Here is a 23938-nt window from a genome sequence, read left to right on the forward strand (position 1 = left end):
TTATTTCATAGGTTTGGAGTAAATATTTCACGTAATTTGTTGGTTTTATAAGCGCCTGTGGCGTTTTATTAGTCTTATCACACAAAAATACTCGTAACGCATTTGTCCATATTTTTAGCCAGCATGATCATGTCCTCCCGCAACACTTACCGCTATAAATGTGATAAAGCGTTTTGCAGTGGTTTCCTTTTCCTCACTATCTCGATTCGGAAAATGTCTTTTGAGCAAATCTGAGGATGTCAGGAATAGCTGCATTCATCATCAACGGTATGACTCGTTGGAGAGTAGTGACAATGAATAGTGAAGTGACATTTAGCGCACCCATTGGTCTCGATTCGGAGCTTAAATCTAGGCTGAGTATCCTTAGACAAAAGGTGTGGCAGGCCAATATGGATCTGCAGAAATATAACTTAGTGACTTTTACCTGGGGAAATGTGTCGGGTATTGACCATAAATCGGGCTTAGTTGTGATTAAGCCTAGTGGTGTCGAATACGAGAAGCTCACTCCGGAGAAAATGGTCGTAGTCGATTTAGATGGCAAAATCATCGAAGGTGAATTAAACCCATCGTCAGATACCGACACCCATATTGAACTGTACAAAGCCTATCCAGATATTGGTGGTGTTGTGCATACCCATTCTTCAAATGCCACATCCTGGGCACAGGCTGGAGTACCTATCCCAGCTCTTGGGACCACGCATGCCGATTATTTTTACGGCAATGTACCGTGTACCAGAGCGTTAAGTGACGCAGAAATTGCAGAACAATACGAGCTTAATACTGGGAAAGTTATTATCGAAACAATCGGTGAAACCGACCCGATGGCTATTCCCGGCATCATCGTGAAAGAGCATGGACCTTTTAGCTGGGGTAAAGATGCTCACAATGCGGTGCACAATGCCGTTGTGCTCGAAACCATTGCCTCTATGGCGTTAAAGACGCTGCAGATTAATCCTAACGTTAGTCATATCAATCAAGCCCTGTTGGATAAGCATTACCTGAGAAAGCACGGAAAAAATGCTTACTACGGCCAAAAATCAGAGAAAGAGTAAGGGACAGTTATGAAAGTGTTTAACGAGAAACAAGTTTGGTTTGTTACGGGCTCTCAGCATCTATATGGACCAAAGACATTAGAAAGTGTAGCGAAAAATAGCCAAGAGATAGTGCATGGTCTGAATCAAGCTGAATCGATTTCAGTACCCGTTATCGATAAAGGCACCGTGAAAACGCCGGATGAAATTCTGAATGTGTGCCGTCTTGCCAATAATGACCCAGATTGTGTCGGCCTGATTCTGTGGATGCATACATTCTCTCCAGCCAAAATGTGGATCGGTGGTCTGAGTCAATTGAATAAACCGTTCCTGCATTTGCATACTCAGTTTAATGCAGCATTGCCTTGGGACGATATCGACATGGACTTCATGAACCTCAATCAGAGTGCTCATGGATGTCGTGAGTTTGGTTTTATTGGTACCCGTTTAGATATCGACCGCAAAGTCGTTGTTGGTCACTGGGCCAACTCAGATGTACACAAACAGATCGACGATTGGTGTCGTGCTGCTGTTGGTATTCAGGAAGGTCAACAACTCAAAGTGGCCAGATTTGGCGACAACATGCGTCAGGTTGCGGTAACTGAAGGTAACAAAGTGTCGGCTCAAATCCAATTTGGTTATGAAGTGCATGGCTATGGACTTGGTGAGCTAAGCGATACGATTAATGATGTTAGTGATGGGGAGGTTTCGGCGCTACTTGATGAATATGCTTCTGTTTACGAAGTTGATCCGGTCCTTTATAGCGATCCTGCGTTGTTGAAGCTGATGCAACAGGAAGCTCGTCTTGAGGCTGGTATGGAACGCTTCCTTACATCGGTTGGCGCATTCGCATTCACTAATACTTTTGAGAACCTTACCGGCGTATCGAATCTTCCTGGCCTTGCTACACAACGTCTGATGGCTAAAGGGTACGGTTACGGTGGTGAAGGTGACTGGAAAACGTCTGCGATGACTCGTATTACCAAAGTCATGGGTAAAGGCAAAGCGGGTGGGACTTCATTTATGGAAGACTACACCTATAACTTCGGTGAGAAGAGCCAAGTTCTTGGTGCTCATATGCTTGAAGTCTGTCCTTCGATTGCAGCGAAAAAACCATCATTACAAATTCATCGTCATACTATCGGTTGTAAATGTGATATTCCGCGTCTGATTTTTGCAGCAACACAAGGACCTGCGTACAATATATCCATTATTGATTTGGGTGATCGTTTCAGAATGCTGGTTAATGCGGTTGATACGGTCACGCCGCCACAATCATTACCAAAACTTCCAGTTGCTCACGCTTTATGGGAACCACAACCTAGTTTAGAAAAAGCGGCGGCGGCCTGGATTTATGGAGGTGGTGCGCACCATACGGTGTATACACAATCTGTCTCTCTTGAAACATTGATTGATTACGCTGAAATGGCGGGCATTGAATTGGCACTGATCGACAATTCAACTACGAACCTTCAACAGTTTAAAATGAACTTGAAGCAGAATGGTTTGTACTATCGCTTTGCTCGCAAGTAGTGACTTACACCTCACTACCATATGGTAGTGAGGTGTAACCATAGGTGGTCATTTGAAAAAATCCGATAACGACATTGTACTTGCCAATTCATCACTCAGTTACCATGACTGGCAGCTGGAAATTTTGTCGCATCAACCCAATGCATTTCAGCTACGTCAGGATGGTAAGTTGCTCTATTCAGGGTACTTGGAGTTGGTTAACAATGGCGAAATGATAGAAACTCAGCATTTTCCATGGCGTTTTCGTATTAAAGACAACATGATAGAGCAGTGGTGCAACGTCAGAATGTCCGAAGCTCTCTCAATTGGTTTGACATACACGTTTAGTCAGGGCTCGCTCGTCATTGATTATCTAGCGCGTAACAGTGTTCCAACCCGCCTCGATATTAGACATAAAATTCATCAGGTTAACGCTACCTATCAACATACGGCTCAAAGCCACGATGTGTTTGACCGTCTCTCTGAATGGCAACACCGAAATCGCGAAAAACCGAGTGATTATTTGATTGAGCAGCGAAAAAGGGACTTCAAAGAAGCCTTTTTTGCGTCGCAATGGATCGTGTTGAATAAAGAATTATGAGCTAGTTAAACGAAACGGATGGCTTATTTCTCTACACTCTAAATTCATACCTGACTGTTATGGTCAGATAATTCTAACGTATTGGCTATTGGTGATGGATGCAAAATGATCCTCTAAAACCCGGTTATAACTTTGATGCGCATTTGGTTGCTGGCTTGACTCCTATTATTGAAGGTGATGAGCTGGACTATGTGATAAATCGACCCAGCGGAATGAAAGGGTACATTATCAACTTAACCAGTAAAGGCGAGGGAACTCTGTTTTCGGGTGATGATGCTTTTGATGTTCAGGTCGGAGATCTACTGATGTTTCCTCCGACTGCGGCGCACTATTACCATCGAAAAAAAGATACAGTGTCGTGGTTTCACCGTTGGGTCTACTTTAGACCAAGAGCGTTCTGGCATGACTGGTTAAGTTGGCAAGAACAACATAATGGTGTGTTCATTACACGAGGGCTGGATCGTAAATCCTTTGAGCAAATAGAACGTTTGTTTATCGATATCGAATACACGTCAAAATCAGAAGTACCATATCGCAATGATCTGGCCATTAATCTGCTCGAACAGCTACTTATCCGTTGTAAATCACTACAGCCGGATGTGATGACTAAGGCGCTTGACCCTCGAATTATTGAAGCGATGAACTTTATGACGCAGAACCTGAATCAGGAGTTTTCTATTGAAGATGTTGCTGATCATATTTGTTTATCACCATCTCGGCTCGGGCACCTGTTTCGTGATGAGATGGCGATGACCATCACTCAATGGCGTGACGATCAACGCATTAGCCGCGCTAAACAACTGCTTGTAACGACCAACCATTCGGTTAATCAGATTGGTCGTATTGTTGGCTATTCTGATCCGCTCTATTTTTCGCGAGTATTTAAACGTAAAGCTGGAGTCAGTCCGAAAATCTATCGTGAGCAAATAACTTAAAGCTGGATATCAGCAACTTTCTTTTTAAATTTAATCTGCTGTACCGTTAATCCGATTATGATCATTATCAGGCCTACAAAGGTGCTGACGTGAATAGTTTCACCAATAATAAACGCGAGTAGGATCAGCGATATAAACGGAGAGATAAAAATAAGGTTGCTGATTCTGGCGGTATTTTGCGTGTGTTTAAGCGCATTGAGCCAGAAAAAGAAAGTAACACCCATTTCGAAGAGACCCACATAAGTAACACTTAACCAACCTTGCCAAGAGATTGTGTTCCACGTGAAACCCTGGTACAGCATAACTGCGGTAGAAAAGGGCAGTGATACTAGAAATCCAAGTAAGACACTAACGACAGGATCGGCCTTATTTTTGGCGTTTAAGATCCAGTAACCCGCCCAAAGTAACGTCGATAGTAGAGCCAGTGCGACACCTTGAGGACTTTCAAACTTCATTTGCATCACATCACCTTGTGTCGCAATAACAATGACGCCCGCATAACAGAGGACGGCGGCTAGGTAATCCTGCTTACGTATCACCTGTTTCAGCACAATCGCGGCCATAAACGTGAGCGTGATAGCCCAGCTGTAGTTGATAGATTGCGCCTGTGATGCTGGCAGTAGGTTGTAGGCTTTAAATAAAATCAGATAGTAAGCAAAGGGATTAATAAGCCCCAATACGATAAAGAACTTTGGGTTAGCACTGAATGTTGAAACGATAAGATGCGTCTTTTTTTGCTGTTTACAGATAACAAAGAGAGCAATAACAGAGACATAACTGGCTATCGTTTGCATTTGTATCGGTGTAAGCTCTTGCAGCGTTAGCTTAAACGCGGTCGCGACCGTCGACCACATCAATACGGCACTCAAACCAAATAAGATTGCTTTTTTTTCATCCATAGCGTGCTGACTCAGAGTTATTTATCATCATCTGATGCGATGATTTTGTGTATTTGTTTACTGACTATATAGAGAAAACTATTATAGAACCATGAAAACCAATGAATAGTCGTTTTGAGTAAGACATTTTCGCTCAATCATTTAATTCGTTACACGATCTCCCCGGGGATAAAGGCCGATACATGAACAAGAAAAGAAGACCAACCCTGCAAGATGTCGCCGATCAGGTTGGAGTGACTAAGATGACGGTAAGTCGCTATCTGAAAGACGCAGAGCAGGTTTCTCCTGCGACTCGGGAAAAAATAGCGTTGGCTCTAGATGAACTGGGTTATATCCCTAATCGAGCGCCAGAAATTTTATCGCATTCTAAAAGTCGTGCTATCGGTGTATTAGTCCCATCTCTTACCAACCAAGTTTTTTCTGAGGTGATTCGGGGTATTGAAGATGTCACTGGTGAATGCGGATATCAGACGATGTTTGCGCACTATGGATATCACTCTGAAGTGGAAGAAGAACGTGTGGCGTCGTTACTTTCGTATAATATTGATGGTCTTATTCTTTCTGAGAGTTATCACACACCACGTACAGAACGTATGATTGAAACCGCTGGGATCCCCGTTATTGAAATAATGGATTGTGTATCCCCATGCCTGCAGCAGTGTGTTGGCTTTGACAACATGTTCGCGGCTCAATCTATGGTGGAGGCCATGATTGCGGCGGGTTATCAGCATATCGTCTATCTTGGAGCGCGGATGGACATCCGTACCAAGCTAAAAATGCAGGGTTATGATGCAGCAATGACTCAGGCGGGTTTGACTCCCATTCATATGACGACTAATACGGCTTCCTCTTTTTCATTAGGCGCCGAATTATTACACCAGACTTTAGCAAAATACCCAGATGCGGACAGTTTCTTTTGCACGAACGACGACTTAGCGGCTGGCGTGATTTTTGATTGTCAACGGCAGGGTATCTCTGTTCCTGAACAAATTGGTGTGGCTGGTTTCCACGGGCATGACATCGGTCAGTCAATGCAGCCGAAACTTGCCAGTGTTATAACACCGCGCGAACAAATGGGCAAAGTGGCAGCGAGAGAACTGATTAAACGTCTTGGTGAAGAGGATATGACGGATAAAGTGATCGATCTAGGATTCAAAATTGACGTTGGTCAGTCACTGCGAACGAAGAAATAGATGAAAACGGCATGCCTAAATAGCATGCCGTAGTGAGAGGTTACAGAAACATCGAGATAATCAGGGCAACGATACCGCCAGTAGTGCCGATAATGGTCTCCATGATTGTCCATGTTTGCAACGTTTGCTTTTCGCTTAACCCAAGATAGCGGTTTGCTAGCCAAAAGCCTGAGTCGTTCACGTGGGAAAATACGATAGCTCCGCCACCAATCGCGATAGTAATGGCCGCCAATTGAGCGCCGCCAAGTTGGAGTGGTGCGAGCATTGGCATTATTAATCCGCATGTTGTCAGCATCGCAACGGTCGCTGAACCTTGGATAACACGAACCGAGGCTGCAAGAATAAAGGCTAATGCGACGATCGGTAGTCCTGAACCTGCCAGAATATTCCCCAACGCGGCACCAACACCTGAATCGATCAGAACCTGTTTGAAGACGCCACCAGCACCCGTTACCAGAATAATAACGCCAGCTGGTTGTAGGGCACTGCCACAAATATCCATAATGCGGTTGTTAGATATGCCACGACGAATACCCAGTACGTAAAACGCGGTTAGACATGCGATAAGAATAGCCGTAAACGGGTGACCAATCAGTTCCAACCATTGGTGTAGATTAGATTGTGGGTCAACAAAGCGTGACACAATGGTTTTTAAACCGATCAGAATTAAAGGGAAACCGACAATACTTAATGACAGCGCAAACGAGGGAGTGCCATTGCCTTCTCGTGATTCGTCTTCCATTTGAGCATGAGCTGGCAGTTCAACGTTCACCTTTTTAGCGATTAGGCTACCGAAAATCGGACCACCTAATATCATAGCCGGTACAGACGCGATAAGACCAAAAATGATCATATAGCCAAAGTCAGCATTCAGCTGTGAGGCTACGAGAATTGGGCCAGGAGCTGGGATCAGAAATGCCTGACATGTTGCGATACCAGCTAATAAAGCAATACCGATCTTAACCACACTACCACCACCTTTTCGTACGATGGCGAAAGCGATACCGATAAGCAGTACCACTGCTACATCGAAAAACAGGGGTAGAGCACAGATAAAGCCAGTAAACGTCAGCGCCCAATTGGCATTCTTCGTACCAAATTTATGCAGTAACGTATGCGCGATTTGGTCCAAAGCTCCGGTTGCTTCCATTACCTTACCAAACATTGCGCCGAGTGCGACAACGACAGCGACAAAACCTAGCGTTCCGCCCATCCCTTTTTGAATCGTTGCGGCAATATCGCCAGGGTTCATTCCAGAAAACAGACCCGCCAGCATCGAGACCAGAATTAACGACACGATCGCATGGAGTCTAACTTTCATAACCAGCACCAATAGCAGCGCTATCGATCCTATTGCGGTGAAGATCAGAGATATATCTGACATGTTGGGTACCTTTTGTTCAGTTGTTATATGGTTCACATTTTTATAGGTTACGGGTAACATGTTATCGGTAACATGGTAGGATGAAAAGTATAGAAAGTTGCCAATTTTAAAAAATGAGATAAGGGTCAATAAAATGAAAGATATGAAAAAAGGCTACAGTTTTGTCTTTATGGGTGTATCGAGTAGCGGTAAATCGACCATTGGGGCTATGGTAGCCCAAAAGCTCCCAAGCAAGTTTATCGATGGCGATGATCTTCACCCGCGAGCAAACATTGTTAAGATGCGTTCAGGCTCTCCTCTTAATGACGACGACCGTGCTCCTTGGCTTCAACGTATTAATGATGCGGCTTTCAGTATTGAGCAAAAAAGTGAAACGGGTGTAATCGTCTGTTCAGCATTAAAACGTAAATATCGTGATCTGATTCGTGAAGGTAACGAGAAAGTGAAATTCGTCTACCTGCATGGCGATTTCGAATTAGTGAGCCAGAGAATGCAGTCGCGTAAAGACCATTTCATGCCAATTGAGCTTCTTAAAAGCCAGTTTGAGACCTTGGAAATGCCAGGAGACGACGAACACGATGTACTTGTTGTTAGCATCGATGGAAACATGGACGAAGTCGTTGACCGTTGTTTATCTGCTATCGATGAAGCTGTAAGGATATAAGTATGAACGAGGAGCTACTTCGCGTTACTGAACAGATCGTCGCTCGTAGCGCTCAATCCAGAGCAAGCTATCTGCAGCAGATGGCTAATCAGGCCAAGCAAGGAAAAAGTCGCAATACATTATCATGCGGTAATCTGGCTCATACAGTGGCGGCATGCCCGACATCAGAAAAAGGCAAAGTTCTGGACTTTACCCGCTCGAATCTGGCTATTATTTCATCCTATAACGATATGCTGAGCGCCCATGCCCCTTATCAGCACTATCCCGATCAGATTAAACGTGCGTTAGCCGACGTCGGTCATACTGCTCAGGTTGCCGGTTGCGTACCCGCGATGTGTGATGGTATTACTCAGGGACAACCCGGTATGGAGATGTCACTGTTTTCTCGTGATCTGATTGCTCAGGCAACCGCGGTATCACTGAGTCACAACGCTTACGATGGCATTTTACTTCTCGGGATCTGCGATAAGATTGCCCCTGGTATGCTAATGGGCGCATTGAGCTTTGGCCATCTGCCAGCGGCTTTTATTCCTGCAGGTCCTATGTCGACAGAAATCAGTAACGATCAGAAAGTCGACATTCGACAAAAATATGCACGTGGCGAAGTGGATAAGTCCGCACTTTTAGATATGGAATGCAGCGCTTATCACGGAGAAGGAACCTGTACGTTCTACGGTACAGCCAATACCAATCAACTGGTGTTTGAAGCGATGGGACTGATGTACCCAGGCTCGGCATTTGTGGCGCCTAATGATGAACTGCGTGAGGTCTTTACTCGCGAATGCGCAAGGAAAATTGCAGCACAGGCTCAAAACGGGACGATATCACTGGCGTCGTTGATGGATGAAAAGGCCATTGTGAATGGATTAGTTGCCTTACTGGCATCTGGTGGCAGCACCAACCATACGATGCACCTTGTGGCGGTAGCTCGAGCTGCGGGTTGGATTGTTAGTTGGGATGATATTGATGCTTTGTCTAAAATTGTACCATTACTGGTTAAAATGTATCCGAACGGGCCAGCAGACATCAATGGTTTTCAGCGAGCCGGTGGAGTACCGTGTTTATTAAGCCTGCTAGCGAAAAGAGGGCTACTCTATACCGATGCTCTTTCGGTCTATGGCACGATGGCTGATGGTATTAAACAGCCATTACTGGATAACGGTAACCTTATCTATCGTAGCGATAGTGGCAGTATGGATGAGGCCGTTATTGCGGCGGAAGGCGATGCCTTTAGTATTCATGGTGGTCTTCAGGTGATGGACGGTAACCTTGGGCGAGGGGTGATTAAAGTCAGTGCCGTTGCTGCGGATAAGCGAGAAATATCAGCGCCTGCTAGAGTGTTCAATGATCAGAATGACGTTGAAGCGGCTTATTATCGGGGAGAGTTTACTCGCGATGTCATTATTGTGGTTCGCTATAACGGCCCTGCGGCGAATGGTATGCCCGAACTGCACAAATTGATGCCTATTTTGTCTAATTTGATGAAAGATGGATTAAGTGTGGCATTGGTTACTGATGGGCGTTTATCTGGTGCATCGGGTAAGGTACCTGCGGTCATCCATGTGACACCAGAAGCCAAGCGTGGTGGGCCATTAGCTTACTTACAAGATGGTGATGCGCTGCAAATTAATGCGAATACTGGCGAGTTGAATGTACTCGACGACTTATCACAGCGAGAAGCAAAAATAGACAATGAGTGTATTCATACTGGAATCGGACTCGGTCGCGAACTGTTTAAAACGTTTCGAGATAACGTCTCAAGTGCAGAGCTAGGTGCCTCTGTTTTTTACCATAACGTATAAATAAAATTAGAGAGTAAATCATTATGAATTGGAAACTTGAACCACAAAAAGTCTTTGCTGCATCACCGATTGTACCGGTTATGGTCATTGAAAACATTGAAGATGCATTACCGATGGCAAAAGCGTTAAGTGATGGCGGTATCAATGTGTTTGAAATAACACTGCGCACGGATTGTGCACTTGAAGCGATTAAACTGATTGCCAGCGAACTGCCTGATGCGCTGGTTGGTGCGGGCACGGTTATTACTCCAGAGCAATACGACCAATCCGTTGCCGCCGGTGCTCAATTTGTTCTGTCCCCAGGGTTTAGTGTTGATTTGTTAAAGCATGCGAATACGACGGATGTACCATTTATCCCTGGTGTTGCAACACCGAGTGAAATTATGACGGCGATGTCTTATGGCTATGATTGTCTGAAGTTTTTCCCTGCAGAAGCGAATGGTGGTGTCGCAACTCTTAAAGCGATTTCAGCGCCACTTCCTGATGTTCGTTTCTGTCCAACGGGGGGCATCAATGCTAATAATGCTAAAAGCTATCTTTCACTCGATTGTGTCGCAACGGTTGGTGGAACCTGGATGTTAGATAAAGCAGCGATGAAAGAAGGTAATTGGGCTCGAATCACTGAGCTAACCAAACAGGCGATTAGCGCTGTTACTGAGTAAGTCTCTTCTGGTTATTCATGAACCCAGTCATTTGACTGGGTTTTTTGATCTCTAAAGGCGTTTATCTGGACATTTATACAGTGGTAAAATATTCTTTCTAAGTAAATACAGTCACATTCAGGTATTAGTTCATGCAGTGGATAACAGAACATCAAATGATCTTAGTGCTGATTTCTTCCATCATTGGTGTTGGCGTATTGACTCGCTGGTGGTCGGTACAAAAAAGTCGCCATGAGATTCAGGCATTACAATCTGAGCTAGCAACGCAACATACTCTTTCTCAGCAGAAGGTCGACTATCTCGAGAATGCGTTAAGTGAAGCGAATAAGGAGCTGGATGAGCTTGATGCTCAGCGAGATCGGGATCAGCATGAACTCAAACAGTCGCATGGTAAGTTTATGGCTGTGATGGAAAAGCTGCGTTACTTAGAAACCATTGAAGCTGAGCGAAAACGCTTTATGCAGGAGCTTGCGGAGGCTCGTGAACAAAAAGCCAACCTTGAAGCTCAGTATCGCGAATTGCAGACATTGCATCGTGAACAGATCGAGCATGGTAAAGAAAAAATTCAGTTTCTTGAAGATTCGGAGAATCGCCTTAAGCAGCAATTTGAATCTCTTGCCAATCAGCTATTCGACCTCAAAGCTGCCAAAGTGGATCAGCAAAATAAACAAAGCCTGGAGACTCTCCTCAATCCTCTGCGTGATCAGTTAGATGGCTTTCGCAAGCAGGTCAATGACAGTTTTTCAGCAGAAGCCAAAGAGCGGCATACGTTGGTGCATGAACTGAAAACATTGCAACGATTAAATGAAAAGATGGCTGAAGAGGCGTTGAATCTAACTCAGGCATTGAAAGGTGACAACAAGCAGCAGGGTAATTGGGGTGAAGTGGTTTTAGCTCGCGTGTTGGAAGAGTCCGGACTGAGAGAAGGACATGAATATCAGACCCAAGTCAGTTTGCAAAATGAGTCCGGTAAGCGGTATCAGCCTGATGTGGTGGTCTTTTTACCTAATGATAAGCAGGTTGTTATCGACTCTAAAATGGTTCTGATCGCTTACGAACGGTATTTTCATGCGGAAAACGATCATCATCGGGCTTCAGCGTTAAACGATCACTTGATTGCGATTCGAAACCATATCAAGGGACTAAGCCGTAAGGATTACCACCAGCTCCAAGGGATAAAAAGTCTCGATTATGTACTGATGTTTATTCCTGTTGAGCCTGCGTTCCAACTGGCTGTGCAGGCTGATCCCTCTTTAGTGAAAGATGCGATGGAACAAAACATCATTTTGGTCAGTCCAACGACATTATTAGTCGCACTACGAACTATTGATAATTTATGGAAAAATGAGCGGCAAAATCAAAACGCGAAAATTATCGCCGACAAAGCCAGTAAGCTGTACGACAAGCTCAGACTGTTTGTTGAAGATATGGACTCTCTGGGTCAGTCTCTGGATAGAGCGAATCAAAATTATCAGGGAGCGATGAATAAACTTGTTACTGGACGTGGAAATGCACTACGTCAGGCTGAGAGTTTTCGTGAGTTGGGTGTGGAGGTGAAACGTTCTATGCCTGCGCATTTAGCTGAACGTTCACAACGCGATGCATTGAGGTTTGCTTCGGGCAATAAAAATGAAGAGCAAAATGAGTCGCTTGCTGAAAGACAAGTGAGCCAGGATAAAGTAAACTAATGGCCTTAAATCGTGGAGGTTACTTCGCGGTTTGCAATGGATTTTTTGGATTTAGGGTAGGTACCACGTGCAATCAAATAACACAGTAGAAAGCCAGGAAACCACGCATTTTGGTTTCCAAACGGTCGCAAAAGATGAAAAAGTGCAGAAGGTTGCGCAGGTTTTTCACTCAGTAGCTGCAAAATACGACATCATGAATGACCTGATGTCGGGTGGCATTCATCGTCTGTGGAAGCGTTTTACTATCGATTGTAGCGGTGCTCGCCCGGGACAGCGTATTCTTGACTTAGGTGGTGGTACTGGCGACTTAACGGCAAAATTTTCTCGCATCGTGGGTGAAAAGGGCCATGTTATCCTTGCTGATATCAACAACTCTATGCTGAATGTGGGACGCGATAAACTGCGTGATAATGGTATTGTCGGTAATGTTCATTATGTTCAGGCAAATGCTGAGGAATTACCTTTCCCAGATAATTACTTTGACTGTATCACCATCAGCTTCTGTTTACGTAATGTGACAGACAAAGATGCGGCAATTCGTTCTATGTTCCGTGTATTAAAACCGGGCGGTCGTCTACTTATTCTAGAGTTTTCCAAACCGATTCTTGAGCCACTTTCAAAAATTTACGATTCATACTCTTTCCATGTATTGCCTAAAATCGGGCAGCTTGTGGCAAATGACTCAGAAAGTTATCGCTATCTTGCAGAGTCTATCCGCATGCATCCAGACCAAGAGACGTTGAAAGGAATGATGGAAGAGGCTGGGTTCGAGAAAACCACCTACTATAATCTCACTGGTGGTATCGTCGCTTTACACCGCGGCTTTAAATTCTAAGGAGGTCAGGCTATGCCTTTCTATCCATTAATCACGGCAACGATTGAGACGGCGTTAAACCGTCTCGTGCAGAGCGATTCTGACCTGGTTCGCCAATGTTCTCGCCTCAAAGGTAAAGTACTGCAACTTCATATCAAAGAGTTTGATAAGACACTGACTTTCATTTTTAGCCAGCAAATTGATGTGCTTGGGCAATATGAGGGGGAACCTGATTGTTATCTTTCTGTCTCACTAAAAACACTGCCACAACTTAGAGAGCAAGCCAATATTACTCAGTTAATCAAGCAAGATTTGCTTGTACTAGAGGGTGATATTCAATTGGCTCAGAAGTTTGCAACTTTGCTGACCGATGCTAAGCCTGACATTGAAGAGTGGTTAACACAGTGGGTGGGTGACGCACTTGCCCATACTGTTGCTCATACTGGCCGTCAGCTTTTCGATACGTTTAAGCAGCAAGCCAATAAGCACCAGCGACATTTGGCTCAGGTTCTTACCGAAGAATGGAAAGTTGCTCCAGGACCGCTGGAAGTGGCTTATTTTTGCGATCAGGTTGACGATGTTAATCAACAGGCTGCTCAGGTTGAGTCACGTTTAAATGCGTTAGCGGAGAAAATATGAGGCTATCAGAAGTAAAACGCCTTTATCACATTATTCAGGTTCAACTGGAATATGGATTAGATGAACTTTTACCTGATCATCAATTGCTTAAAGCACCTCTGCTCGCCAGAAAATCGGTTTTCTGGCTGAAAAATAAATATCCCGAGAAGCCGTTGGGTGAACGTCTGCGTCTTGCATTGCAGGAGCTTGGTCCGGTTTGGATTAAGTTTGGTCAGATGATGTCGACGCGACGTGACCTTTTCCCGCCTCATATCGCAGATCAGCTAGCGTTACTTCAAGACAATGTAGCGCCATTTGATGGGCATTTAGCCAAACAGCATATTGAAAAAGCGCTGGGTGGTGATGTTGAAAATTGGTTTGATGATTTTGATATTAAACCACTGGCATCGGCATCGATTGCTCAGGTACATACCGCTAAATTAAAAGAATCCGGTCGCGATATTGTTATTAAGGTGATTCGCCCGGATATCGAACCAGTGATTCAGGCAGACATACGTTTAATGCACCGTATGGCTGGAATTGTTGCTCGCGCGTTACCAGAGGCTCGTCGATTACGGCCTGTTGAGGTGGTACGCGAGTATGAAAAAACGCTACTTGATGAACTCGATTTACGGCGTGAAGCTGCCAATGCTATTCAATTGCGCCGTAATTTCTTAGGCAGTGAAGAACTGTACGTTCCTGAGGTGATTTCTGAACTCAGTAACCGAACTGTCATGGTATCGGAACGTATTTATGGTATACAGGTATCTGACGTTGAAGGGTTGCGTGAGCGTGGCGTGAATATGCAAATTCTCGCGGAACGTGGCGTTAGTGTGTTCTTTACTCAAGTATTTCGTGACAGCTTTTTCCACGCAGATATGCATCCTGGGAATGTCTTTGTTAACCCAGACCATCCGGAAAACCCACAGTGGATAGGACTTGATTGTGGAATCGTAGGAACGTTGAATAAAGAAGATAAACGTTACTTAGCGGAGAACTTTCTCGCCTTCTTTAATCGTGATTATCGTCGTGTTGCCGAACTGCATGTCGAGTCCGGTTGGGTTCCTTACGATACCAACGTTGATGAGTTTGAATGTGCGATTAGGGTGGTTTGTGAACCTATCTTTGCTAAACCCCTCTGTGAGATTTCGTTTGGTCACGTATTACTGAATTTATTTAATACAGCCCGTCGTTTCCAGATGGAAGTTCAGCCTCAGTTGGTGTTATTACAGAAAACATTGCTGTATGTCGAAGGATTAGGTAGACAGTTATACCCTCAGCTTGATTTATGGAAAACGGCTAAGCCATTTCTTGAACGTTGGATGATCGATCAGGTCGGCCCTGGGGCTGTGATTAAATCGATTAAAGAGAAAGCGCCCATGTGGGCAGAGAAATTGCCAGAACTTCCAGAGTTAGTTTATGATAGCTTGAAACAGGGTAGAGTTATGTCGAATCGCCTTGACGAAATTTATCATGGCTATCGACAGACAAAACGCCAGCACGGTTCAGCTAAGTTCTTGCTGGGGGTTGGTGCTACACTGATAGTGTGTTCAACAATTCTGGTAACGAGTGAGCACTCTGATTTGTCGTGGACTACCGGAGTTCTTGGTGTTATTAGTTGGTCTTTGAGCTGGCGTCTGTATCGTCGTTAAAAAGAGATAAGTGCGGACACAGTTTACCTATATAGAGGAAAATAATTATGGGTGGTATTAGTATTTGGCAACTGCTTATTATTGCAGCGATTGTAATTCTACTATTCGGAACAAAAAAATTACGCGGACTTGGTGGTGATTTAGGCGGAGCAATCAAAGGCTTTAAAGATGCTATGGCTGATGATACAACAGCTAAATCTGAAAAAAATAAGCCTAACGAATAATAGGGGCTACCGTGTTTGATATTGGTTTTTGGGAACTCGTTCTCATCTTCATTATTGGGTTAGTCGTCCTTGGCCCTGAAAAGTTACCCAATGCGATTCGCTCTGTGATGAAGTTTACAAACGCAGTTCGACAAACAGCGAACTCCGTCAAGAACGAGCTCTCCCAGGAACTAAAACTAAAAGAGCTTCAGGATGACCTTAAACAGTCAGAGAATCTGGGGCTGAAAGAGCTCTCTTCTGAACTGCATTCATCTGTTGATTCGTTTAAAAAATCGGTAACTGAAGTACAGTCCTCCTACGAAAGGCCTGCTTCAGGGAAAGAAAATCAGGAAGATGATTCACCAAAGAACGAAATGTCTTCTGACTCGAAAGCAAACCAACCTCATTCTAAATCTTAACCTTTTTGGGTTTGACCAAAATTGTTGTCTCGCAAGTGAGTAATTATGTCGAATGATGATCAAACGCAGCCGTTGATTAGCCATCTTCTTGAGCTTAGGCAGCGCTTGTTACGCAGTATTGTTTTTGTTCTCGTAATTTTTGCTGCGCTATTTTATTTTTCAAATAATATTTATGAGTTTATTGCCCAACCTTTGATTGATCGATTGCCGCAGGGTGCATCGATGATCGCAACAAATGTCACTTCACCGTTTTTTACGCCAATGAAACTTACACTGATCAGTGCAGGTTTTCTGGCGGTACCTTATATTCTTTATCAGATATGGGGATTTGTGGCACCGGGTCTGTATAAACATGAAAAGCGCCTTGTTTTACCGTTGCTTGTCTCGAGTTCATTGCTGTTCTACTGTGGAATCGCATTTGCCTACTATGTTGTATTTCCTCTGATATTTGCCTTTTTTACGTCTATCAACTTGGGTGGTGTTACTTACGCGACGGATATATCCAGTTATTTAGATTTTGTTTTGGCATTGTTTATGGCGTTTGGTGTGGCTTTTGAAGTGCCTGTCGCGATTATTCTGTTGTGCTGGACGGGAGCAACAACACCGCAAGATTTAAGTGCAAAACGCCCGTATATTGTGGTGTGTGCCTTTATTGTCGGGATGCTGTTGACGCCTCCCGATATTATTTCACAGACGCTACTTGCTGTACCGATGTGCCTGCTGTTTGAAATTGGCTTATTGTGCGCCCGTTTTTATACGAAAAAGCCAGAAGAAGAACAATCACAACCTGAATAGCGTTTTTGCGTTACTAGTGGTTATCTTGTCTACATCAGCAACGCTGATATCTCGTAATTCAGCAATCCTTTTAGCAACGAGTTCCGTGTAGGCGGGCTCGTTACGCTTTCCTCGATGTGGGACGGGTGCCAGATAAGGGCAGTCAGTTTCCAGAATCACATAGTTCATATCAAGGTGAGGAATCACTTTGTCCATACCGCCGTTTTTAAAAGTGGATACTCCACCAAGACCAAGATGAAAGTTGAGGTCGTTGATCGCTTTCGCTTCTTCTACTGATCCACCAAAACAATGGAATACTCCACTTAGCGACCCATCTTGTTCAGTATTCAGAAGCGTCAGTGTTTCTTCGATAGAGTCTCGAGTATGTATGACGACAGGGAGGTTAAGTTCTTTGGCCCAGTTTAACTGAGTGACAAACGCATACTCTTGTTCCCGCTTGAATGTTTTGTCCCAATATAAATCGATACCAATTTCACCGACAGCGATAAAGTTATGCTGTTCAAACCAGTTGTGGATGGTCGTTAGTGTCTCTTTTATATCTTCTTTAACATAGCAAGGGTGGAGCCCCATCATTGAACGACATAGCTCAGGATAGCGTCTTTCGGTCTCAAGCATAGGTGCTATCGAATCTAAATCGATATTGGGTAATAAGATCATTTCAATGCCCTGATCAATCGCTCTTTTCACCATTTCATCTCGGTCATGGTTAAACTCATCAGCGTAAATATGGGCATGGGTATCGATCATAGAAAACTCACTTATTGATTGTAAAAGAGTGGAATAAAAGCATTGAAAGGCGCTCTTTTAGATCATTTTGGCATTTTTCTAACGGGAATTCATGCCGAAATAGAGAGTCAGTGGTATTATTTTGAGCAAAGCCTGAGCTGTGCCTTTTGCGCACAATAATGAATAAGGAGATAAAATGTCAGTTTCGATTCAAGGTGAGTTTCCCGGACGTCGTATGCGCCGTATTCGTAAACATGATTTTAGCCGCAGATTAGTGGCTGAGAATCAGTTGTCGGTGAGCGATCTTATTTACCCTGTTTTTGTTTTGATGGGAAAAGATCGACGTGAAGCTGTTGAATCTATGCCTGGTATTGAACGTCTGTCTATCGATCTGCTAGTCGAAGAAGCACAATATCTGGCTAACCTCGGTGTCCCTGCATTAGCGCTATTTCCAGTAGTTAATCAAGACGTTAAAACGTTAGATGCTGCTGAGGCTTATAATCCTGAAGGTTTAGTCCAAAGAGCAGTGAAAGCTCTAAAAGAGCATGTGCCAGAGATGGGGGTGATTACGGATGTTGCGTTAGACCCTTATACTACCCATGGACAAGATGGCATCATTGATGAAGATGGTTATGTTCTTAATGAAGAAACAACAGAAATTTTGGTGAAGCAAGCTCTGTCTCATGCTGCTGCTGGAGCGGATGTTGTAGCCCCATCTGATATGATGGATGGTCGAATTGGTAAAATTCGTGAAGCACTGGAAGAGCACGGCTTTATCTATACTCAGATCATGGCTTATTCTGCGAAATATGCGTCTTATTATTATGGTCCTTTCCGTGATGCGGTGGGTTCCGCAGCCAACTTAAAAGGCGGTAATAAGAAAAATTACCAAATGGATCCTGCTAATACTGATGAAGCTCTTCATGAAGTGGCAATGGATGTTAGCGAAGGGGCTGATATGGTGATGGTTAAGCCTGGGATGCCATATCTAGATGTTGTTCGACGCGTAAAAACAGAACTTCAGGTACCTACGTTCGCCTATCAGGTGTCCGGTGAGTATGCGATGCATATGGCGGCAATTAATAATGGTTGGCTCCAAGAAAAAGAAACCATTATGGAGTCTTTGCTTTGTTTTAAGAGAGCTGGTGCTGATGGCATTCTGACATACTTCACTAAGCGCGTTGCTGAATGGTTAGCTGAAGAGGGGAGAGCAAAAGCTTCCCACTTGAGAAAAGAGTAATCTGATTTCATTTCATACAAAAAGCTGGCGCAGTCGCCAGCTTTTTTTGTTTATATCGCCAATAGTAAAAATTAAATGAGACTTTTTCTCATTTAGTGCTTGACTCTATAAATGAGAATAATTATTATTAACTTGTCTTAGGGAATGAAGGAATTCTCAAACAGAAAAACAGATGATATTTCAGACGTTCTTCATTTGGGATTGACAAAGTTCTTTTTGACACGACATTGCTCACATTGCTTCCAGTGTAATTTATAGCTTATCAGGAAGGCGATAAACACATTATTGGCTTTCTATTTTATGCTAGGCGACATTTTCGAATGTCGCTTTTTTTATGCCAAAAGTTTAATTTTTGCGCACAAATTTATAGTTAGGAGAAATTATTTTCCACAGTATGGGATCTTTTAAAGATCCATTTAGCTCTGTGCGATCTGAAATTATTTACAATAAAAACAATGGGTTAAAATTGATCTTGGTTGGGTTTTGGGATGTGGGTAGTCTGTGGATAAAAAGTATAAACAGAGTTATCCACAGTTTTGTGGGCTACTTAGTCGTTTTGTCGTCTTGTGAGAAATTTTGTTGAGCGATATCGACTAGTTGTATTGCTAATTCACTCTTTAGGGTAGTAAGCAACGTGTTTACTATGTTGGACAGAACGTGGCGATTTGTTGTTTCGGTTGTTGAAGCCATACCCAATAGAAAACTGCAGGCGAGAGATTTTTTGGAAGATAGTTCTGACAGGACTTTTTGCTGACTACGATGGCGGGCTGTTTTGGCGGCGCGTTTTGTCACTTGAGCCGATTCATAAAGAATTTCGCGTTTTTTTTTCATTTCATTTATATAAAACATAAACCTTCCTCAATCATCGGGGATAACAGTATCCAACAACTTATTTATGTCCATAGCTTTTAGTGTTTTCCTAACCCAAAGCATCATCAAGACAGTTGAAATTACAACAAGACCAAACGCAGTCGTGACAATAGCAATTAAAGAAAAGCCATAGTGCCAAGCTGCAACGGCAGCAAGTGTAATGAGTAGAAGCCAAGCGGTGATTGAAAGGAATACGACACCACAGATTAACGCTATGAGCTGGGCACCGGAAGCTGCCCAAATTTTCGCTTCCAGTGCCGCGAGACCGAGCACCTGTTTTAACCATACTTGATGAGTGACTAACAGGCGTTCGAATACGTTCTCGTCATTAACTGCTGGTTGGTCAGGATTATTATTATCCATGACGTTCTCCACAGTGATTAACGACGTCTCCCGATGAGACCTGCAACTACTGCACCGGCAAGAAATGCCATACCGACTGTTTTAATGGGATGTTCTTTAGCATACGAACCGACAGATTCTGCAACTTTGTCTGAACGTTCTTTCGCTGACTCAGCCATTTTCTGAGCCTGCTGAGAGATTTGCTCTGATACTTCTTGAAGGTGCGCACGATTTCTTTCCGCTGATTCAGAAACCGAATCTACACTACGATGAGCAGCATCTGCTGTGTTATCAATTTTCTCATGAGCTTTATCTTGAGTGGTTTTAGTATTAGCTGGCATAGCAACCTCCTATATTTAGTTAGTGATTTATATCAAGCCAGTTACGTGCCAACTTTGTAAGTTTATGAATTATATGTATTTAATTGATTTTTAATCAATGGGCTATCTTTTTGTGTGCAAAGATTATTCATATCACATGTAAATATTTCACGGTATTGAGTGGTATGAGATTGAGAAGAGTATCTCTCTGTTACCGTGGAATACTTTGACTGATCGTGGCATCCTAGTCGCCAATAATGACTTTCTGCACAGATTGATTGGATTCTAATAAATTATGGCCAGTATCCCTGAGAAGCCGCTGATTTTAGTTGATGGCTCATCTTATCTTTATCGAGCGTTTCACGCTTTCCCAAGCACTATGAGCAATGGAACCATTCCAACAAATGCTGTTTATGGTGTAGTTAATATGATTCGTAGTCTGCTCAGACAGGTAGATTCTGAACATATTGCTGTAGTATTCGATGCTAAGGGAAAAACCTTTCGCGATGAGTTGTTTGCTGAATATAAAGCAAACCGACCACCAATGCCTGATGAATTACGCTCTCAGATTGAACCGCTACACAATATTATTCGTGCGATGGGATTACCCTTATTGGCGATTGAAGGTGTAGAAGCGGATGATGTTATTGGAACGCTTGCTTCTCAGGCTTCAAAAGCGGGTATGCCAGTATTGGTAAGTACCGGTGATAAGGATATGGCTCAACTGGTTGATGATAACGTTACACTGATCAACACCATGACTAATGTCATCATGGATCGCGACGGTGTGATCGAAAAATTTGGCATTCCACCCGAGTTGATTATTGATTATCTCGCTCTGATGGGAGACAAAGTTGATAATATACCTGGTGTTCCGGGCGTTGGGGCCAAGACAGCTACTGCATTGCTGCAAGGAATTGGTGGTGTCGGCGATTTGTACGAGCATTTGGATGATATTGCAGATCTTGGATTCCGTGGTTCGAAAACCATGGCGAAGAAGCTGGAAGACAATAAAGACAACGCATTTTTATCATATGAGTTGGCGACGATTAAGCTTGATGTTGAGTTGGAGTTTCAACCGCATGAATTAACTAAAGCGAGCCCCGACACTGATAAGCTGATAGAACTCTATGGCCAGCTTGCGTTTAAATCGTGGTTGAATGAGCTTTTGGAAGGTGGGGATGGTGTTATCAAACCTGACGAAGCGGCAGCGAAAAAACTTACTCAGCCGAAAAGTGGTTCTTCTAAAGCAACACCGACATCGTATTCTGCTGTTGCCATCGATCGCAGTGCGTACGAGGTTATTACCAGTGAAGAGGTCTTCGATAAATGGGTAGACTTACTGGAGAATGCGGATTTAATTGCGTTTGATACCGAAACCGATGGCCTAGACTACATGACGGCCAATTTGGTGGGTTTATCTTTTGCCATCAAGGAAGGAAAAGCGGCTTATTTACCTGTTGCTCATGATTATCTTGATGCACCTGCGCAATTAGATCGAGACTCAGTGTTAGCTCGCCTAAAGCCACTACTTGAGAATGAAGCAAAAGCCAAAGTAGGGCAGAACCTCAAATTTGATGCGAGTATTTTAGCTCGGTACGACATTGAACTTAAAGGCATCAAACACGATACCATGTTAGCTTCTTACGTCCTAAACAGCGTAGGGGGCAAACATGATATGGATAGTTTAGCGCTACGCTTCCTACAACATAGTTGTATCTCTTTCGAGCAGCTTGCTGGTAAAGGCAAGAACCAACTCACGTTCAATCAAATTGACCTTGAGCAGGCCGGTGAGTACGCCGCAGAAGACGCTGATGTGACTTTACGCCTCCATAATCGCATATACGGTGAAATCGCGAATGACGAATCACTGAAAACGATCTATGAGACTGTGGAAGTCCCTCTTGTTCCTGTATTGTCACGCATTGAAAGAACCGGTGTCCTTATTGATGCTGCGAAATTGAAAACACAATCTGAACAAATTACAAAACGATTAGCGGAACTTGAACAGACTGCCTATGAGATGGCAGGGGAAGAGTTTAACCTCAGTTCACCAAAGCAGTTACAAGCGATTCTGTTTGAAAAAATGTCATTACCTGTCGTGAAAAAAACGCCATCGGGAACGCCATCAACAAATGAAGAAGTATTGCAGGAGTTGGCTTTAGATTATCCTCTGCCTAAAGTGATTCTTGAGTATCGTGGTTTGGCCAAGCTTAAATCGACCTATACCGATAAGCTACCTCGTTTGATCAATAAAGCGACTGGCCGTGTACACACTTCCTATCACCAGGCTGTTACTGCTACTGGGCGTTTATCTTCAACGGATCCAAACTTGCAGAATATTCCAGTACGAAATGAAGAAGGACGACGTATTCGTCAGGCATTTGTCGCGCCAAAAGGCTGGAAAATTGTTGCTGTCGATTATTCTCAGATTGAATTACGGATTATGGCGCACTTATCTAATGATAAGGCGCTTGTTGAAGCTTTTACTGAAGGTAAAGATATCCATGCTGCAACCGCTGCGGAAATACTTGGCGTTTCGATTGATCAAGTTTCTAGTGAGCAGCGCCGTCGCGCGAAAGCGGTTAACTTTGGGCTGATTTATGGGATGAGTGCGTTTGGTTTGGCCAAACAACTGGGTATTCCTCGTGGAGAAGCTCAGCAATACATGAATACCTACTTTGAGCGTTATCCTGGTGTGATGCAGTACATGGAAGATACTCGCAGCACTGCTAGCGATAAAGGTTATGTAGAGACTCTGTTCGGTCGACGTTTATATCTGCCGGAAATTAAATCTGGGAATGGTATGCGTCGCAAGGCTGCAGAGAGGGCTGCTATTAATGCACCTATGCAGGGAACCGCTGCAGACATTATCAAGAAGGCGATGCTGTTAGTTGATGAGTGGATACAGCAAGAAGGTGATGGAAAGGTTCGTCTCTTAATGCAAGTTCACGATGAATTGGTATTTGAGGTTGAAGAGTCATCAATCACCAAAATTGAAAGTAAAATACAAAAACTGATGGAATCTGCAGCAGAGCTGTCTGTCCCACTACTAGCGGAAGTTGGGCGTGGAGATAACTGGGAACAGGCTCACTAGACAAATTTTAATCATATTTGACAAATAAACATGAGCTAGCGCACAAACGCTAGCTTTTTTTTTACTGAAACAAAGTTGTTTTAGATCATGTTTTTATGTGGTTGGGTAAAAAAAATATGAAAAAAAACTACAAAAAAAGTTTGATTTTCGGTCGATTTGTTGTAAATTAATACTCGTAGGGTACAGAGGTAAGATGTTCTATCTTTCAGACCTTTTGTTTCACGTTATTGGATTAGGCTGATTCAGCCGCCCCGCTCAGTTTTTGAGCGGGGCGTTTTTTCATGTAAAAAACAAAAATATCAATGACTTAAAATTCATCATTATCCGCCAAACCTCTTTCTCCGAGAAATCTTCTGCGATTAAAGCTTGCTACTTATATAACGATTTCAATAATGGTTCTGTAATTTTATTCCTTTCACAAAAATCTTAATTCTTTACGAAAATAAAGATGAATTGGATGCGATATTCATA

At 43.5% G+C, this 23938-nt stretch carries 23 protein-coding genes and 1 pseudogene; 18 read left to right on the forward strand and 6 right to left on the reverse strand.

Annotated elements, in window-relative coordinates:
- Positions 1-293 precede the first annotated feature (293 nt).
- The 4 genes from EES38_RS18990 to araC all read left to right on the forward strand — a co-directional run bounded on the left by EES38_RS18990 (position 294) and on the right by araC (position 4079).
- Positions 294-1052 (forward strand): L-ribulose-5-phosphate 4-epimerase, encoded by a 759-nt coding sequence (locus tag EES38_RS18990; protein ID WP_124938883.1) that lies wholly within the window; start codon positions 294-296, stop codon positions 1050-1052.
- 9 nt (positions 1053-1061) lie between these two features.
- Positions 1062-2564 (forward strand): L-arabinose isomerase, encoded by a 1503-nt coding sequence (gene araA / locus EES38_RS18995; protein WP_124938797.1) that lies wholly within the window; start codon positions 1062-1064, stop codon positions 2562-2564.
- 52 nt (positions 2565-2616) lie between these two features.
- Positions 2617-3144 carry a hypothetical protein gene (locus tag EES38_RS19000; RefSeq protein ID WP_124938798.1) on the forward strand — a complete coding sequence of 176 codons (528 nt, stop codon included), beginning with the start codon at positions 2617-2619 and terminating at the stop codon, positions 3142-3144.
- A gap of 98 nt (positions 3145-3242) precedes the next feature.
- Positions 3243-4079, forward strand: a complete 837-nt coding sequence (araC, locus tag EES38_RS19005) for an arabinose operon transcriptional regulator AraC (protein WP_124938799.1) — start codon at positions 3243-3245, stop codon at positions 4077-4079.
- On the opposite strand, the gene EES38_RS19010 is transcribed toward araC, so the two are convergent.
- The gene (locus EES38_RS19010; RefSeq protein ID WP_124938800.1) at positions 4076-4978 is read right to left on the reverse strand and encodes a DMT family transporter; all 903 of its coding nucleotides are present in this window, start codon (positions 4976-4978) and stop codon (positions 4076-4078) included. The two genes, araC and EES38_RS19010, sit on opposite strands and share 4 nt — an antisense overlap.
- A gap of 182 nt (positions 4979-5160) precedes the next feature.
- Between EES38_RS19010 and gntR the strand changes: the two genes are divergently transcribed.
- Positions 5161-6171, forward strand: a complete 1011-nt coding sequence (gene gntR, locus EES38_RS19015; RefSeq protein WP_124938801.1) for a gluconate operon transcriptional repressor GntR — start codon at positions 5161-5163, stop codon at positions 6169-6171.
- Between the two features lie 40 nt (positions 6172-6211).
- Here gntR and gntU read toward each other — a convergent pair whose 3' ends face one another.
- On the reverse strand, positions 6212-7555 hold the full coding sequence (gene gntU / locus EES38_RS19020; RefSeq protein WP_124938802.1) for a gluconate transporter: 1344 nt from the start codon (positions 7553-7555) through the stop codon (positions 6212-6214).
- A gap of 133 nt (positions 7556-7688) precedes the next feature.
- Between gntU and EES38_RS19025 the strand changes: the two genes are divergently transcribed.
- From EES38_RS19025 to tatC, 10 genes and pseudogenes are all read left to right on the forward strand, one after another.
- Positions 7689-8219 (forward strand): gluconokinase, encoded by a 531-nt coding sequence (locus EES38_RS19025; RefSeq protein ID WP_243694228.1) that lies wholly within the window; start codon positions 7689-7691, stop codon positions 8217-8219.
- 2 nt (positions 8220-8221) lie between these two features.
- Complete coding sequence (gene edd, locus EES38_RS19030; protein ID WP_124938803.1) at positions 8222-10021, forward strand: phosphogluconate dehydratase; 1800 nt, start codon at positions 8222-8224, stop codon at positions 10019-10021.
- Positions 10022-10044: 23 nt separating this feature from the next.
- On the forward strand, positions 10045-10683 hold the full coding sequence (locus tag EES38_RS19035; protein ID WP_124938804.1) for a bifunctional 4-hydroxy-2-oxoglutarate aldolase/2-dehydro-3-deoxy-phosphogluconate aldolase: 639 nt from the start codon (positions 10045-10047) through the stop codon (positions 10681-10683).
- Between the two features lie 131 nt (positions 10684-10814).
- The gene (rmuC, locus tag EES38_RS19040; protein ID WP_124938805.1) at positions 10815-12371 is read left to right on the forward strand and encodes a DNA recombination protein RmuC; all 1557 of its coding nucleotides are present in this window, start codon (positions 10815-10817) and stop codon (positions 12369-12371) included.
- A gap of 67 nt (positions 12372-12438) precedes the next feature.
- The gene (gene ubiE, locus EES38_RS19045) at positions 12439-13206 is read left to right on the forward strand and encodes a bifunctional demethylmenaquinone methyltransferase/2-methoxy-6-polyprenyl-1,4-benzoquinol methylase UbiE (protein WP_124938806.1); all 768 of its coding nucleotides are present in this window, start codon (positions 12439-12441) and stop codon (positions 13204-13206) included.
- A 12-nt stretch (positions 13207-13218) separates the two neighbouring features.
- A complete protein-coding gene (locus tag EES38_RS19050; protein ID WP_124938807.1) occupies positions 13219-13824 on the forward strand; it encodes a ubiquinone biosynthesis accessory factor UbiJ in 606 nt (201 codons plus the stop codon).
- Entirely contained in the window at positions 13821-15455 is a 1635-nt protein-coding gene (ubiB, locus tag EES38_RS19055; protein WP_124938808.1) for a ubiquinone biosynthesis regulatory protein kinase UbiB, read from the forward strand. The genes EES38_RS19050 and ubiB overlap by 4 nt, the downstream gene beginning before the upstream one ends.
- Positions 15456-15502: 47 nt before the next feature.
- Positions 15503-15658 (forward strand): annotated as a pseudogene (gene tatA, locus EES38_RS19060) (twin-arginine translocase TatA/TatE family subunit); the annotation flags it as partial.
- Positions 15659-15690: 32 nt separating this feature from the next.
- A complete protein-coding gene (tatB, locus tag EES38_RS19065; protein ID WP_124938810.1) occupies positions 15691-16077 on the forward strand; it encodes a Sec-independent protein translocase protein TatB in 387 nt (128 codons plus the stop codon).
- A 45-nt stretch (positions 16078-16122) separates the two neighbouring features.
- The gene (tatC, locus tag EES38_RS19070; RefSeq protein ID WP_124938811.1) at positions 16123-16872 is read left to right on the forward strand and encodes a twin-arginine translocase subunit TatC; all 750 of its coding nucleotides are present in this window, start codon (positions 16123-16125) and stop codon (positions 16870-16872) included.
- Here the strand turns inward: tatC and EES38_RS19075 are convergent.
- Positions 16858-17619 (reverse strand): TatD family hydrolase, encoded by a 762-nt coding sequence (locus EES38_RS19075; protein WP_124938812.1) that lies wholly within the window; start codon positions 17617-17619, stop codon positions 16858-16860. The two genes, tatC and EES38_RS19075, sit on opposite strands and share 15 nt — an antisense overlap.
- A gap of 175 nt (positions 17620-17794) precedes the next feature.
- Here EES38_RS19075 and hemB point away from each other — a divergent pair, with 175 nt between their 5' ends.
- On the forward strand, positions 17795-18838 hold the full coding sequence (gene hemB, locus EES38_RS19080) for a porphobilinogen synthase (RefSeq protein ID WP_124938813.1): 1044 nt from the start codon (positions 17795-17797) through the stop codon (positions 18836-18838).
- Between the two features lie 543 nt (positions 18839-19381).
- Here hemB and EES38_RS19085 read toward each other — a convergent pair.
- The 3 genes from EES38_RS19085 to EES38_RS19095 are packed head-to-tail and all read right to left on the reverse strand — an operon-like array spanning position 19382 to position 20391.
- Entirely contained in the window at positions 19382-19687 is a 306-nt protein-coding gene (locus tag EES38_RS19085) for a hypothetical protein (RefSeq protein WP_124938814.1), read from the reverse strand.
- Positions 19688-19696: 9 nt separating this feature from the next.
- Complete coding sequence (locus tag EES38_RS19090) at positions 19697-20071, reverse strand: hypothetical protein (protein ID WP_124938815.1); 375 nt, start codon at positions 20069-20071, stop codon at positions 19697-19699.
- Between the two features lie 17 nt (positions 20072-20088).
- Complete coding sequence (locus tag EES38_RS19095; RefSeq protein ID WP_124938816.1) at positions 20089-20391, reverse strand: ElaB/YgaM/YqjD family protein; 303 nt, start codon at positions 20389-20391, stop codon at positions 20089-20091.
- 274 nt (positions 20392-20665) lie between these two features.
- Between EES38_RS19095 and polA the strand changes: the two genes are divergently transcribed.
- Positions 20666-23467 (forward strand): DNA polymerase I, encoded by a 2802-nt coding sequence (gene polA, locus EES38_RS19100; RefSeq protein WP_124938817.1) that lies wholly within the window; start codon positions 20666-20668, stop codon positions 23465-23467.
- Between the two features lie 193 nt (positions 23468-23660).
- A complete protein-coding gene (gene spfP / locus EES38_RS22950) occupies positions 23661-23708 on the forward strand; it encodes a small protein SpfP (RefSeq protein WP_438356636.1) in 48 nt (15 codons plus the stop codon).
- The last annotated feature ends 230 nt before the right edge of the window (positions 23709-23938 follow it).

The sequence above is a fragment of the Vibrio viridaestus genome, assembly GCF_003856525.1.
Lineage (GTDB): Bacteria > Pseudomonadota > Gammaproteobacteria > Enterobacterales > Vibrionaceae > Vibrio > Vibrio viridaestus.